Annotated in this window: 10 protein-coding genes; 3 read left to right on the forward strand and 7 right to left on the reverse strand. The window is 62.2% G+C overall.

Annotated features, from left to right (window positions below):
* Nucleotides 1-751: 751 nt before the first annotated feature.
* The 4 genes from NKK52_RS19645 to NKK52_RS19660 form a co-directional block, all read right to left on the reverse strand.
* Nucleotides 752-5,278, reverse strand: a complete 4,527-nt coding sequence (locus NKK52_RS19645) for an autotransporter outer membrane beta-barrel domain-containing protein (protein ID WP_156939258.1) — start codon at nucleotides 5,276-5,278, stop codon at nucleotides 752-754.
* 215 nt (nucleotides 5,279-5,493) lie between these two features.
* Nucleotides 5,494-5,649 (reverse strand): hypothetical protein, encoded by a 156-nt coding sequence (locus NKK52_RS19650; protein ID WP_156033724.1) that lies wholly within the window; start codon nucleotides 5,647-5,649, stop codon nucleotides 5,494-5,496.
* A gap of 469 nt (nucleotides 5,650-6,118) precedes the next feature.
* Nucleotides 6,119-6,412, reverse strand: a complete 294-nt coding sequence (locus NKK52_RS19655; RefSeq protein ID WP_023704064.1) for a hypothetical protein — start codon at nucleotides 6,410-6,412, stop codon at nucleotides 6,119-6,121.
* 192 nt (nucleotides 6,413-6,604) lie between these two features.
* Nucleotides 6,605-8,398, reverse strand: coding sequence for a PAS domain S-box protein (locus tag NKK52_RS19660; protein ID WP_023683170.1), 1,794 nt, complete (start codon nucleotides 8,396-8,398; stop codon nucleotides 6,605-6,607).
* 155 nt (nucleotides 8,399-8,553) lie between these two features.
* Here NKK52_RS19660 and NKK52_RS19665 point away from each other — a divergent pair, with 155 nt between their 5' ends.
* Entirely contained in the window at nucleotides 8,554-8,922 is a 369-nt protein-coding gene (locus NKK52_RS19665) for a response regulator (RefSeq protein WP_023671108.1), read from the forward strand.
* 435 nt (nucleotides 8,923-9,357) lie between these two features.
* Here the strand turns inward: NKK52_RS19665 and NKK52_RS19670 are convergent, their stop codons facing one another.
* Both NKK52_RS19670 and NKK52_RS19675 read right to left on the reverse strand, forming a co-directional pair.
* A complete protein-coding gene (locus NKK52_RS19670; protein ID WP_023671107.1) occupies nucleotides 9,358-9,516 on the reverse strand; it encodes a hypothetical protein in 159 nt (52 codons plus the stop codon).
* Nucleotides 9,517-9,645: 129 nt separating this feature from the next.
* Nucleotides 9,646-11,646, reverse strand: a complete 2,001-nt coding sequence (locus tag NKK52_RS19675; RefSeq protein ID WP_023683169.1) for an AI-2E family transporter — start codon at nucleotides 11,644-11,646, stop codon at nucleotides 9,646-9,648.
* A gap of 185 nt (nucleotides 11,647-11,831) precedes the next feature.
* On the opposite strand from NKK52_RS19675, the gene NKK52_RS19680 reads away from it, so the two are divergent.
* Together NKK52_RS19680 and NKK52_RS19685 are read left to right on the forward strand one after the other, a co-directional pair.
* On the forward strand, nucleotides 11,832-12,065 hold the full coding sequence (locus NKK52_RS19680; protein WP_023683168.1) for a hypothetical protein: 234 nt from the start codon (nucleotides 11,832-11,834) through the stop codon (nucleotides 12,063-12,065).
* Nucleotides 12,066-12,303: 238 nt separating this feature from the next.
* Nucleotides 12,304-13,344 carry an aminopeptidase gene (locus NKK52_RS19685; RefSeq protein ID WP_033000351.1) on the forward strand — a complete coding sequence of 347 codons (1,041 nt, stop codon included), beginning with the start codon at nucleotides 12,304-12,306 and terminating at the stop codon, nucleotides 13,342-13,344.
* A gap of 29 nt (nucleotides 13,345-13,373) precedes the next feature.
* Here NKK52_RS19685 and NKK52_RS19690 read toward each other — a convergent pair whose 3' ends face one another.
* Nucleotides 13,374-14,579, reverse strand: coding sequence for an ROK family transcriptional regulator (locus NKK52_RS19690; protein WP_023683166.1), 1,206 nt, complete (start codon nucleotides 14,577-14,579; stop codon nucleotides 13,374-13,376).
* Between the last annotated feature and the right edge of the window lie 73 nt (nucleotides 14,580-14,652).

Raw genomic sequence — 14,652 nt, forward strand, 5'->3', positions numbered from 1 at the left:
AGCGCGTTGAGGCTCATTCGCGGAGGGAGCTTCAAAAATGGATCCGGTAACGGCTGCTGTGCTAGTTTTGCTTTCTTGCAGCCCCGGCCAGGGAGTCTGCGAACCACTCGGTACATCACCGGCCGTTTTCGGATCCCTTGACACATGCCAGTTGACGCTAGCGAGGAGGCTCGCGGACGCGCCCAACGGAGAGATTGTCGGTCGATGCCGTTTAATCGATCCGATGGCTACAGGTTCCGTTCCCGCGGGATACAGGACCATTGTCGTCACGCGGGGCACAGGGGCGGATTCGGTGAGCCGTCGCTATATCGTCCCGCACAAGGACTGAAGCCCGCGACATCGCCCGCACCTCTTGAGTAGGGGAAAGAGGCGCGGGGCCGACCGGCTGTTTTGCCTTGCGCAAACGCTTTCGGCTGGCAAGTTCATCAACCGGCTACCCGCAGCAGCAGTTCGGGCCGGGGTTAATCTCTATGACGGCCGCGTCTATGGGCCTGGCGGCGAAGGCTTCATCCGCCTGAATGTCGGCTGCCCGCGTCCCCTGTTGCGCCAAGGGCTGGAGCGCATGTCCAGCGCGCTGGCATCCCTGTGATCGAGCGCCAGGGTGCTTCGGATTCGAGCCTGGTACTTGATGCCGGCAGCCGGTAAGGAAACGTCCGAGGGCCGACGAGCCAGGTGGCCCGCAAGTCCGGATTCCATAGCCGTGCCGGACACAACCCTCAAGCCAAAGTCGACATGTCCAGCTTGATCGCCGCTACCATTTCACAGCGAACCCGAGCTTGGCGCCCAGGGCGTGGCTATCGCCAAAATCCTTGAGGCTTGTCCGCGCTGTCCCTTCTCCGAAGACGGCGTAGCGGCCGTCCGCCCAGCTCAGCGAGCCACCAAGGCCGACACCGCCCCACAGCGCCTGATTTTCGCTGACCAGCTTCGTGCCAGACACATCGACATCATTTCCGTCGAGGAAGTCGTAGTAAAGGTTGCCGAGCCCGTAAATGTGCGAACGGCTTACTTGCCCGGCATCGTCCACCCACTGGTCTTCATAGTCCGCGGAGAGGCCGAGCCGGCCAACGAAGCTGTTGCTGCTGCCGGGCGACACGACGGCGCCAAACGGGTCGGTGAACGTGTCGAAGTCGACCGAGGAATAGGCAAGCTGGGCTTGGGGCGTCAGCGACCAGTTGCCGTTGAGGGCGATCTTCTGTCCGGCCTCCACGCTCAGTCCGTAGCCGAAACCGTTGTTGCCGTCCGCAAGCGTGGTGCCCAGCGTGGCCGACCGGATGTCACTGTCATACCATGTCGCCTCGGCCTGCGCGTCGACGTAGAAGCCACCGCTGCCGAACCAGGTGAGCGTGCTGCCGACGCCGTAGCCGGTGGCAGCGATCGACCCTGCCCCGAAGATCGAGGACACGTCCGACGACGCGGTTCCGTAGTGGGCCGTAATCCCTCCGATCAGGGTACCGGCGTCGCTTTCGTGCAGCAGGCCATCGACGCCGGCCTGCAGCTTCCAGGTGGTCACGTCATAGTTCGTGCCGGAGGTCGACGTCTCAGGCTTGATCTCGGCATGGGCAGCTTCGATGCGCGCCCATATCGCCTTGCCGTCGACCGAGCCCTGGCCTGGCAGGTCCGCACCTTGCGGCGTAGCACCCTCGCCCCACGACCGATTGCCAATGCGTTGCTGCATGGTGCCCAGTTCATTGAACGCCTGCAGCACCCCTTCATAGGCCTCGTACAGCGGCACGCCGGGCGAATAGAGCGGCTGCGGATCGGGATCGCCGTTGACCAGGGCCGAGCGCAGATACCAATCGCCATCGGCCGGTGTGCTGACGCCGTTCTTGTAGAGCCTGTATGCGTAGGCGCCCGCGACGACCGCTGCATCGCCTTCGAAGGTATAATTGCCGTCGAGCGAGAAGCTGCCGTTCGAGACGCCGCCGACGTCGACGATCTTGATGCCTCCGACCGTTTGGGCGCCCGACCCGCCGAAATTGACGACCTGAAGGGTACCAGTCCCTGACGTGTTGCCGGCGATCACCAGCATATTGGTCGGCGAACCGTCACCACCGAGCGCCGTGTTGAGGATGACGGCGCCGCCATTGCCGATATAGTCGCCGCTGACGGTAAGTGTGTCGCCTGGGTCGCCACCCGCGATGCGCACCGTTCCGGCGTTGCTCAGCCCCGCAATCGTCTGGGACGTGCCGGCAAGATCGAGCGTGGCGCCCGAGGCGACGGAAAACTGCGAGGAGGAACTGAACGCGTTCGCAGCGCCCGCGGCAAGGGTGCCGCCGCTGACCGTAGTGGCGCCGGTAAAGCCTGAGTTGTCCAACGCAAGCAGCAGCGTGCCTTGGCCGTCCTTGATGAACGTACCGGCGCCCGAGAGCACGCCGGCATAGCTGGCGGAGGCGACTTGGTCGAATGTGAAGGAGGCGCCGGCGCCGATCGCGACATCGCCACCGAAGCGCTCGGCTGCCGAGACGAGGCCGCCTTGATTGACGGTCCAGTCCAGCAGCGACGTGCCTGACAGCGTCAGCACGCCGGCGCCATCCTTCATCATTGCGCCGGTGCCGGAGATATCGCCGGCGAAGCTGGCGTCCGCCGCCTGGTCGAACACGACAGTGCCGGAATTGCCGATGTCGCCACGAATCGAGGTTGCATCGCCGACCAGCGTGCCAGCGCTGACCAACGTGTTGCCGCCATAGCTGTTCGTTCCCGTAAGCGTCAGCGTGCCGGCGCCGGTCTTGGCAAGGCTGCCAGCGCCAGAGATCGCACCGGACAAGGTCAGGTCGGCCACAGTGTCGAAGGTGCCGCCGGCCGACGAAAGCGTGACGTCGCGCGCCGAGCTGAACGCCGCTGTGTTGCGCAGCGTCCCGCCGGAGAGCGTCAGGCCGCCAGCGGCAACGCCAAGATTGTTGTCGGCTGAAACAGATAGCACGCCGCCCAGGACGGAGGTGCCGCCCGTGTAGGTGTTGGCGCCGGACAGCACCAGCGTGCCCGCATCGGTCTTGGTCAGGCTGCTGGTCCCGGTTAGCACGGAGGCGATGGTGGCGGTGTAACCTGCTCCGGCCACCGTGCCGTCGCCGACCCGAATGATGCTCTCGCCGCCAGCGCCATCAAGCGTGATGGCGTCGCCTTCGATGCGGTAGCCATCGGCGGCGAATTGCATGCCCGTAATCGCAAGCGCGCCGGCGCTGCCGTCGGCGATGACGGTGCCGCCGAGCGTCTGGAAGATGGCGAAGCCGGGCTGCGGCTTCATCGCGCCAGTTACCAGGCCGGTGCTCGTCGTCCAGTTCAGGCTTGTCGCCGTCCACGTGCCGTTGCCGCCGTCGACCAGATCATTGTTGGCGTTGCCGGCCGCGTCACCATCCCAGAAGAGCAAGTCGGTGCCGACGCTGCTGACGAGATTGACCTGGTTGGCGACGGAGGTCTGCACCGTCAGGTCGGCGGCCGTGACACCGGCCGGCAGATTGCCGAGCTCGAGACCATTGTCGGTGAGGGCGCCGCCATAATTGATGAGCCGGTAGACGCCAGGCCCGAAGCCGCCGACATCGGTGATGTTGAGGCTGCCGTCCAGCGTCAGCGCGCCGGTCACCTCGATCAGGTCGTTGACACCGCCGCCGACAATGCCCGCCTGGCCGAGCTCGTAGTCGAGCATAGAACCGGAGCTCAGGCTGAGCGATCCGACCGTAAGCGTGCCAGGGCTGGACCCCGGCGCCAGCACACCGCCATCGGCGACGATCACCGCGCCGCCGATCGAGCCGGAGCCGCCCAGCGTGCCGCCGCTGTTTACCGTCGTTTCGGTGCTGCCGAGCGAGCCCTCGACGATAAGCTTGCCGCTGTCGACGGTGGTGCGGCCGGAATAGGTACTGTCGCCCTTGAGCACCAGGGTGCCGGCGCCCTCCTTGTAGACGCCGCCCACGCCGCTCAGCTCGCCATTCGCGGTCAGCGTCGTACCCGCCGCCGCGCGGAAGTAGCCATAGGCGGAAGTGAGCTTGACATCGCGGCTCATGGCGAAGCTTGCTGTCGTGCCGAGTTCGCCGCCGTCGAGTGTCAGCAGGCCCGTAGCGGCACCCAGATTCTGGTCCGACGCGACCGAGATGCTTTTGCCGGTCCCGACCTTGGTGCCGCCGCTGTGGGTGTTGGCACCGGTCAGCGTCAGCGTGCCGAAGCCTTCGATGTCGACGCTGCCCGAGCCGGAGATATTTCCGCCGAAGGTGTGGGGGCCGAGGTCGAGAAACGAGACAGCGCCGTTGTCCAGGATGTCGCCACGGATCGCCACGGTGTTGCCGGCAAGCGTTCCTGCATTGACGATGTTGCCACCCGTATAGCTGTTGGACAAATTGCTGACGTTGAGCGTGCCGGCGCCGCTCTTGACCAGTGTGCCGGTGCCGGTCACCTGGCCTGACACGTCCAACTGCGTGCCTGCCACCGTGTCGAACCCGCCGGTCGAATTGATCAGGACATTGCGATTGGTGGCGAAGCTGGTGGTCGTGCGCAACGTGCCGCCGTCGAAGGTCAAGCCGCCCGAGAGGGCGCCCAGATTGTTGTCACTCGAAATTTGCAGGGTCCCGCCGGACAAGGTCCAAGGCGTGACGGCAGTTGTCGTCCCCGTTAGGGTCCAGGTGCTGTTTCCGGTTTTCTCGTAGAACCCAAACCCGTCATATTTGGCGCCAGCGCCGATCTGCGACACACCGAAACTGGCGCTGATATCGCCACCCAGCTTGAATGTATCCGCGGCGCTGAAAGCGACCACATTGCCTATGATGGTGGAGCCGGCCTGAATCTCCAGCGAATTGACGCCGCCGGTGAACTGGATGGCTTTGCCGGCTGCCGGCGTTCCGCCACCGGTGCCGACGGCACCGCCGCTGATCGTACCCGCATTGATGACCGCGATGTTGGCGCCCTTGATCCCTGCGGCGCCATCGCCGCCTGCCAAGGAGCCCTGACCGCCACTGCCGCCAACGATCGTCGCACCTAGCTTGTTGATGACGGTTCCACCTGAAAGCAGCAGAACAGCGGCGCCACCGTCCCCACCGCCGCCGAGAACTGTTCTTCCACCGGCACCCCCGAGCAGATTCCCGCTGTTCTGGATTGTCCCGCCGCCCATCAGGACGATGGCAGCTGCGCCGCCGCCACCACCTGCTTGGACCCCAATTGTGGAAAGACTCGTGCCGCCGGTAACGCTGCCGCCCGCCTCTACAAACACGTTTGCGGACGAGAATATGCCGACGCCGCCACCACCGCTGCCGCTGTTGCCATTGGTCCCACCTCGGCCGCCAGTGCCACCACTCACCGATCCTGTGCCAGTGACTGTAACGTCGGCCGTGGCACTGACGCCCACACCGCCACCGCCACCGCCGCCGCTCCTGACGACGCCATTCGTGCCAGGGGAGCCCAAAGCGCCGGCCCCGCCGCTGATGCTGGTTGCAATGGTCCCGTCTGTCGAGATGACCAGACCCGTAGCACCAGTGGCACCGGCAACGCCATTTGGGTTGTTGGCTGTCCCACTTACCGCTCCCGATCCTCCTGGCGCCCCGTCACCCGTCGTGAGGTCAATGCCGCCACCACCGCCACCAGCGGTCGCGCCATTGGCGGCATTCTGACCCGTGGCACTCGCGAGCGCGCCGTCAACGCCACCTTGTCCAGCGCCTGCGCTGCTACCATTGCCGCCATCGGCCCGAGCCGGCGCGGCGCTCAGCGCAAGGGCAACAGTTAGGATCGTCAAGGCGGAAGTGCCGGAGCGAAGCGACACGACTTGCGGCAAGCGCGCGAGATGCAAAACCCAAAACCCATCACGCGCAATCCGCTCCGCCATGCCTAAGCTCCCTGATTCCTGAGTGCGCGAAGGCAGCATGAAAGCTATTCGCCCGCAAGAAGTTTATAGTCGTGAGAGCTACCAAGAAGCTAACGGTGATCAGTAAAATGAAGTCTGCGACTTTTGAGCGACAGAAAATAGTCAATATTAGATATAGCTTATTAAACAGAGACCTTACGGAATCGCGAGAACAATCTCGCTGCATGAATTTATGCGGAAACGTTCGGACCTCCTGGGCCCAGCCGATCCCATCGGGCGGAGGTGAGTTTCGCCTCTACGGGGCGATGAGGCGCTAGGCTGCCCCTTGGGCGACCCTCACTATCCTGCAAGAAGTGATTCTGTAATCGACTCCCACTCTGCGTCTAGCTTGCCAGTTGCCACAGGCTGCCCGGCGCGGCGGTACCAGTAGGCTGCATTAGAAAGGTCGCCTTCTTTGCGGTGCAGATAGGCATGAACCCATACAGAGGCCGGATCAGATTCGTTGGCCTGCACACACTCATGCGCCCGCTCCCAATCGCCCTGTCTATCCCACCATAGAGCGTGGAGCGCCATCCCAAGATTCGCCGGGGGCTCTACACCCTGAAGGGTCGCACGGAACTCGTCGATGTCCATAGTTACCTCGCCTCTGGCTACGCCGGTCCTGTCCCGTTCCGTGCAACGAAATGCGCCCTCTGCCGGTGATTTGCTCTGCCGACTTTAGCAATGGCTCTGGCGATCTTTAGCGGAAACGGGGTTTTCGCTCGGCAAAGGCCGCATCAAGGGCTTCCAATTGACGAATGCTCGTTGCAGGGCTGCTTCCTGCTTCTAAGCTTCATGGTCGGCAGAAGCTGCCACGGAAACCAAAGGCGCTTCCAGGCTCCATGTTATGCCATGCGGACCGTGTTCGAGAATTCCCTGCCCACTGACCGCTGCGGGCGCAACCCGCTTCAGCACAACGGTTCCAAAGCCACCTTGTCCGACAGTCTGGACCTGCGGACCATCGGATTCGGCCCAGGTGAGGTGAAAGAGCCTCGAAGCACCGGAACCGGTGATGCCCCATGTGACCGAAATCCGGCCCTTGTCCCCTGAGAGCACGCCGTATTTGGCCGAGTTGGTCGCCAGTTCGTGGAAGGCAATCCCGAGATACTGAACTGCGTTGGGACTGAGCACCAATGATGGGCCCGACATTTCGATCACATCCCCCCGCGGGAAAGGCTCGACCTGGGCCGCCAAGAGGTCGCTGATCGTGGCACCCTTCCAATCCGCCGAAACAAGCAGGTCGTGAGATCGCGACAACGCCATGATGCGCTCGCGCACCTGGGTTTCAAAGTGTTTTGGCGTCTCCGATCGCTTGTTGGTCTCCCGGATCATCGACAGGATGACCGAATACTGGTTTTTCACCCGGTGGTTGACCTCGCGCATCAGCATGCGGATGCGGTATTCATTCTCCTTCGCCGACGTGATGTCTCGCGCTATCTTCGATGCGCCGGTGATCTGCCCGGTTGCGTTACGCACGGGCGATATCGTCAGCGAAACCGGAACCAGGCTGCCATCCTTGCGCAGGCGGGTCGTTTCGAATGGTTCGACGCGCTCGCCGCGGCGAATGCGTTGGAGGATGCGGGGTTCCTCGTCCTGATGGTCTTCGGGGATCAGCATGGTCACCGACCGGCCAATCGCTTCGTCGGCGGTATAGCCGAAAAGCCGTTCGGCGCCGTGGTTCCAGCTTTTTATGATGGTGTTGAGATCCTTGCTGACGATAGCGTCAAATGAGGATTCCACGATCGCTGACAGGTGCTGCCTGGTTTCTTCGGCACGCTGGCGGTCCGTCAGGTCCAGCAGCATGTTGACGGCGCCAATCAGAGCGCCGTGCTCGTCCCGCAGCGGTGTCGGGTAGGGCAGGAACGGAAAAAACGATCCATCGGGACGCTGCGCAACAGCTTGCTGATTGCGGACCGGCCTGTTCTCCTTGAGCGCGATGGCCATCGGGCATTCATCGTGCGGCAATTCCTTGCCGTCGGCACTGAACAGCTTGAACGTCACACACCATTTATCCTTGCCGACCTCAGGCTCCCTGCCTGCCAGATCGGCCGCGGCGCGGTTGTAGTAGGTGATCGTCCCATCCTGATCGGTCGTGTAGATGGCGACGGGTAGGCCGTCGAGTATCTGGTGATAGGTACTGTCATGCTGCCTGAGCTCCGAGCGGGTGTGCACCAAGTCGGTTACATCGACCGTGAAGCACCGGGTGTTGATCAGCTTGCCGTCCCGGAAATGTCCGCTTGAGGTGACTTCGACGTGCTTGATCGATCCATCGCTGGCCCTCAATCGCGCCGGATATCTTACGATCTTCTCGCCATTGGCAAGGCGACCCAAAATGTCCTCTATGACGTCCCGGTCGGGATAGAACTCGGCGATGTGGCAACCGAGGTAGTCCTCTGCGGGATAGCCGAGAAGGTCGAGCTCAGCCTGGTTGGCATGCACGATTACGCCGTCTGCGTTCACCAGATGGAGGGCAACGGCGCCGTTTTCGAAGAAATCCTTGTAATCGAAATCCAGACCGTCATTGCTGGACACCCCCGGGTTTTCGAAGGCGACAACATTCGCCTGTGTTGCTTCATGCATCCCAAACACCTTGTCCAGTCCAACCAAATATAATGCGGCTTGGATCAGTTGGTTCCCATTGCTCGCGGTCTCGACCCGCTGCGTACGGGAACCGGACCCTAAAAGGGTCGTAGCCTCGACTCGTCTTCCATCTACAAACGTGCGATCATCCGCGCATGGGCAAACCCTTGGTCCTTGTCGTCGACGACGAAGCCTTGATAGCACTGGATATGGAGTCCACTCTTTCGGAGGCGGGCTTTGCCGTGGCATTGGCGGCGACATGTTCCCAGGCGAAACGTTTTCTTGCGGACCATACCCCCGCCGCAGCGATCCTGGACGTAAGGCTGTCGGACGGCGAGGCTGTTGACGCGGCAAAAACCTTGGCAGGGCGGGCGGTTCCTTTCATCGTCTATTCCGGCCTGGGGCTCGAGGAAACCCCCGAAGCGTTCTCGTCCGGCGTAAGAGTGATGAAACCCGCCGGACCTGCAGAGGTGGTCCGGGCTCTCAAAGCGATGACCGCCGGGCAGCAGAAGGCGACGGGATAGCCGTGCTCTGAGCACCTTCGGTCTAAACTAGCCAGGCGCTGCCGGAGCAGCTGCCGTGCCTCACGGAGCAGCGAATTGCGGCCGGTGCCGATCAGGCGAACAAGGTCGCGCGCTTGATCCTCGGTGATGCCGGTCTCTTTGGCAGTTGACAGCACCAGTGCTTCATTCCCTTCCACTTTCTTAGGGTTGTGCTCGTCCTTGCCCGTGCTGATCATGCCTTCTCCATCGGCTCAACGCCAGGATCTGAGACTCATTCTTCGACGCACGGTCAACCTCGCTGTGCCGCGTTTGAGCGACAGAGATAGCGGCTCAATTATTGCGTTGCCAGAAACGATCCTGGCAACAGCCAAGTGGCCGGGTCCGTTCGTACGATAAAGCGCCCCGCGCAGGGACGGCGCCAGCATGGGCCAGATCGACCAGACAGATTGACCGGTCCTATGCCTCTCCGAAATCGGTTTCGTTTCTTGACGTCGGTTGCCGCTCGTAGTCAACGGGCGGCGGCAGGAGCATGATTTCGGTCTCCTTGCGGCCGAACTCTCGGCCGATCTGGAACGCCGCGTAGATCGCGCCGAGGCGGATAAGGAATCTAAGCATGGGGGTTCTCCTTCGATGTTAGGAACCGCAAGGCCGCGAGATTGTTCCATGGTTTGCGAGTGGGGACGATCTTGCCGTCGCACCAGGCATTCCAGCGCCGGCGCGGCAATCTGAGACATGGCGGTGCGGCTAGGCTGTTGCGGCCGTTGCCTGGGCCGGGATCCGTTTTCGAGGGGCCGGACGGCGTCGATCGCGGCGTTTCGAAACGACTTTGAGGGGAACGGCCGGCGCTGGAGAAAGTGCGCCAAGCACAGCGTTGACCATGCCGTGCGCTACGAAATCGGCGCTGATGTCGGCGGCCAAAGCTTGCCTTTCTTGCCCGACATCGCCCTGCTCCGCGTCTGACCAGAACACAATCCCAATTCTCAAACCTGCCTTGGCGCGCTTCAGTCTCCGGACCAGAAAGCGGGCATGCTTGAGCGAATCCCGGTTCAGGAAACCGACCACGACGGTGTCGATCGCCTCTAGTTCGAGACGACGAATACCTGCCGGCTCCATATCGACAAAACTGGCCTTCGCCACCGTAGCACCTTGCACCTCCAGCACCTGAGCGAGCATGGCGGCAGCGGCATCGTCGAGTTCGCCGCGACCGCCGGCACAAAGCACCGACATGTCCTTGCCGTCGGGCAGCTCGATCTCTTCCTCTTCGACGCCATCTGTTTCCCTGCTCGCGCTCCCTTCCGCGGTGGTTGCCGGCGCATCTTCCTCGCTTGCCTCTTCCTGTGCATCGTCGGCAAGATTTGCCACAAGAATTTGGGCGCTCGCCGCCACCTGCCTTCGCTGTTGATCGCCCATCACGCCACGCATGCGGTCCTGCTCGCCCAACAGGAGAGCAGGAATGGCGACAGTGTCGTAGAAATCGATCAGGTACTTCTCCTCGAGGATCTCCTCGGCATGGTCAGTGGCCTCGTCGGGATCGCCGGCCAGGAGCCGTTGATAGAGCCGGGCGTGAGATTCAAGGACGGGCTCGTTGCCAAACAGGACGTCGAGAAATTCGAACTGCGGAACATGTCGCCCGAGGACGACGAGGCAAACTGTCAGCGGCGTCGAAAGGACCAGGCCGAGCGGCCCCCACAACCATGTCCAGAAAATTGCCGCAACGATGATTGCCAAAGGAGAAAGTCCCATGCGCGAGCCATAGAGCCACGGTTCGATGACGTTGCCGGTTACCAATTCCATGACGACAAACAGTGCGGCGGTCCACAGCACCAGCGACCAGCCGGGCGCAACCGCCAAGGCCAGAAACAAGGGCAGCAGCATGCCGATAACAGGGCCGATATAGGGAACGAAGCGCAGCGCCAGTGCCAGCAACCCCCACAGCAGCGCGTTGGGAATGCCGAGCACCCAAAGGCCAATTGCGATTGGTATCGCGTAGACGATATTGACCACCAATTGCATGATCAGATAGCGGCCAACCCGTTTGCCGGCATCCTGCAATGCCTGCGTTGTGCGATGGAGGTCGCCATAGCCGACGAGGCGGATAAACCGGTCGCGCAGATCCTCGCGCTCAAGCAACATGAAGATGACGACGATGATGATCAGGCCAGCTGATGCCAGCGGGCTGATCAACGGTCCGATGATGTTCTGCAATACCTCCAGAGGTCTCTCGCGGGCGACGATCTCGACGGGAACAGGCTCGCGCCGGGGCTTGTCGGCCGCAGGCGGCGCCACATCCTGCTTGTCGATCTCCTGACCGACACGCTCGATCACCCCGCTCAGCCTGGCAATTATGCCGCCACCAACGCCCGTCTCCTTGAGGGAACGTACCTTGGTCAGAATGTTTGTCTGGTAGACGGAAATGTTCTGAGCAAGCTCGCTTACCTGGGTCGCAACAATGAAGCTGAACAGGCCCAGGGCCGCGAATGCGCCAATCACGCTCAGAAGCACTGCGGGCAGCCGAGGCAAGCCGACACGCTTCAGTGCGGAGACCATCGGCACCAGCGCAAAGGTCAAAAGCAGCGCGATGGCAATGGGAAGGAACACCTCACGACCGAAATACAGCGCAGCTACTGTCGTGACGATGGTTGCCACGGTAGGCAGAGCTGTGCGCGGATGGGCATTGCCTGCCGCAAGAATCCGTCCTAGCCCTCGCTCGGACGATGAGATGTCGTTTCGACGATTGGCAGCCACGTGATTCCCCCCGTTTCCTAGCGATAGTTAGACCCATTCGCCTGCCGGGCAATGTTTAGCAGGGCCGAATACATACGTTTTGCGGTTTTGCGCCCTGGGCGCTGTGCTCTGACGGTTCAGTCGATATCGTCGGAGCCGCAAATCTGTGGTAAAGCCGCCGCCCAACCAACCAAAGGACGACATCTGTGAGCGAACCGACTGTGGCTGAAGCGACCGAAAGTATCTATGCCTCGCTGCGGGCGGACAATGCCGACATCGACGCCCATATCGCGGAGCTCAAGGCTGCGCTGACACGAGAGGGCGCAAAACAGGCGGTGTTCAATCCGGCCAAATTGGCCCAGAACAACCGCTCGGGCCGTAAGTTGATGCAGGCTTATTTTCGCCAGCGCGGCGTGAGCGTGAGGTTTTCGGACCAGTAGCGCGCGGCAGCTTGGGGGAACCGCGCCTCGACGGACGGTCCGTATCTCGCTCGCTCCGCCCTGCGGCGGACTTTCGTCAATCGTAGGCGAATGGCCGCATCGCCCTGCCCAGGTCGGTGTCGCCCCCTGCCCCTGCAGCTCTTGACGGAAACCGGTGCCTCCTGTTTGAGGGTGACCAGGACGTTTGCTGCATGGGGAGATGGGCAAGGGTGGGCAAACAGTGAAGCGCGTTCTTCGGATGCTTGCCGCGGCGATCATCGCGTCCGGGGCGACCGGCTGCACGAGCATTTCCTACTACGCGCAGTCGTTGCAGGGTCACGCGCAGATCATGGCCGCCCGCAAAAATATTGCAAAACTCATCCGTGATCCTTCGACGCCTGAAGCATTGCGCGCCAAATTGACGTCGGCCAGCGCCATAAGACGGTTTGCGACAGATGAGCTGGCACTGCCCGAAAACAACAGCTACCGCAGCTATGTCGACATCCATCGCGATGCCGTGACCTGGGCCGTTTTTGCCGCGCCGCAATTCTCGCTTGCGCCACGAACATGGTGCTTTCCGGTCTTCGGCTGCGTTCCATACCGGGGTTATTTCTCCCGGAAATCCGCGACTGAGAACGCAGTCGAACTTCAAAGACAGGGGCTGGACGTCTATGTCTCGGGCGTCACCGCCTATTCCACGCTTGGCTGGTCGAGTGACCCGCTGCTGAGCACCATGCTGCGTCAGGACGACACCTATCTCGCCAGCCTTGTTTTTCATGAGCTGGCGCATCAGCGCCTCTATGTGGATGGCGATTCCGCATTCAACGAGGCGTTCGCCGTTGCCGTCGAAACCAGCGGCGTCAGGAAATGGCTCCGCGCCGCCGGCGACCGGGCCGGATTGCGCCGCTACGAAGCCGATCGCAAGCGCAGCGCCGATTTTCTTGGACTGGTGGCGAAGACGCGCGACGAGCTAAGGCAGGTCTATGGTAGTCCCCGCACCCCGGAAAAGATGGCGACTGCAAAGAAAGCCGCGATCGAGAGGATGCGGGCGCGCTACCGGCAGATGCGCGACAGGCACTGGGCGGGATACCGGGGATACGACGCCTGGTTCGCTGCCCCGATAAACAACGCCAAGCTCGCGGCAACTTCTGTCTACGGTGAACAGGTTCCGGCCTTTCTTCGCTTGTTCGACCTGTGTTCGGGCAACTATCCAAGGTTTTACGCTTCTGTCCGGCGGATCGCGGATTTGCCCAAATCGTCCCGCGCCGAAGCGCTCAAGGCTGCTGACACGTGCAATTGACTTGAACAAGCACAGGCAGGTCCTGACGATCACCCCAGCGACAGTTCCTTCGTCTGGTGTCTCAAAACGAGGCCGACCGCGCCCAGCAAGGCATCGTTCTCGGTGTGCTTGCCAACGATGATGCGCGTGCGCAGGGCGGGAGCGATATCGCGGGACTTGATCAGCGTATGGCGTTCATAGGACGCGATCAGCGGCGTCAACAGAATGTCCCCTGCCAAAGCCATGTGGCCGCCGATGATGATAAGCGGCGGATTGAGCACCGAGCCGATCAGGCCGAGACCCCGGCCGGCGATCTCGGCGGTATCCTCGATCATCCGCAACGCCCTGACGTCGCCCTGCTCGGCCATGGCGATGACATCGTCCATGGTGACTTGCCGCCCAACGACACGCGAAATCTGTTCCAGCGGCCGGGTAAAACTCGCGTAGAGCTCCAGGCATCCGCGATTGCCGCAGCGGCAAAGGTCGCCGCCGGGATCGATGCTGATGTGCCCGAATTCGCCGGCGCCGCCGGCGACGCCCGTCACCAGCCGGCCATGCTGGACAATGGCGCCGCCGACACCCAGATCGATCTTGAACAGCACGAAATCGTCCTGGCCGACGGCCGCACCCCACATCAGCTCGGCAATGGCCGCGCAGTTGCTCTCGTTGTCGGCGAAGATCGGCTGTTCCAGGACGGGTCCGAACACATCTCGTATGTTGACGCCGGCCCATGTTGGAACCATGCTTGCGCGCAGCACCACTCCATCGCGGCTGACAGGGCCGGAGACGGAGACACCAACCCCCAGGAGCCCCGCCATCGGCAGACCATTTTCCCTGTAGGATTGGGCAATCGCCGATTTGACCGCCTGGGCCGCCTGTTGCGGCTGGTAGTCCAGCGCCATCGGAATATTTTGTTCGGCAATGACGGAATGCGAGACATCGGCGACGATGAGCCGTATCTGCTGAAGAGCCAGGTGAATGCCGACGCAGGTGCCCGCTGTCGGATTGAGCGTCACCGCCGCGGCTGGCCTGCCGATGCCTCTGATGCCGTCGCGGCTGGTCGGGGCTTCGATCACCATTCCAGACTTTTTCAAGCCGTTAAGCGCGGTTGACACCGTCGAGCGCGCCAGACCGGTGGCGCGTGCGATCTGCAACGCCGAGAGTGCGCCGCGCTCGCTCAGGCAGCGCACGATCATGCTCTCCGGCGACGCGGAGGGTCTGTCGATCAGCCAGGTTCTAAGCGAAGGTTTTGTCATGGCTCAACATAAACATCGTTGACTGATAGCTCCAATATGTCATCTTGGAAAGAACTCGAGATTGACGCATCTC

Origin of the sequence: Mesorhizobium sp. C277A, assembly GCF_040324395.1 — a bacterium.
GTDB lineage: Bacteria > Pseudomonadota > Alphaproteobacteria > Rhizobiales > Rhizobiaceae > Mesorhizobium.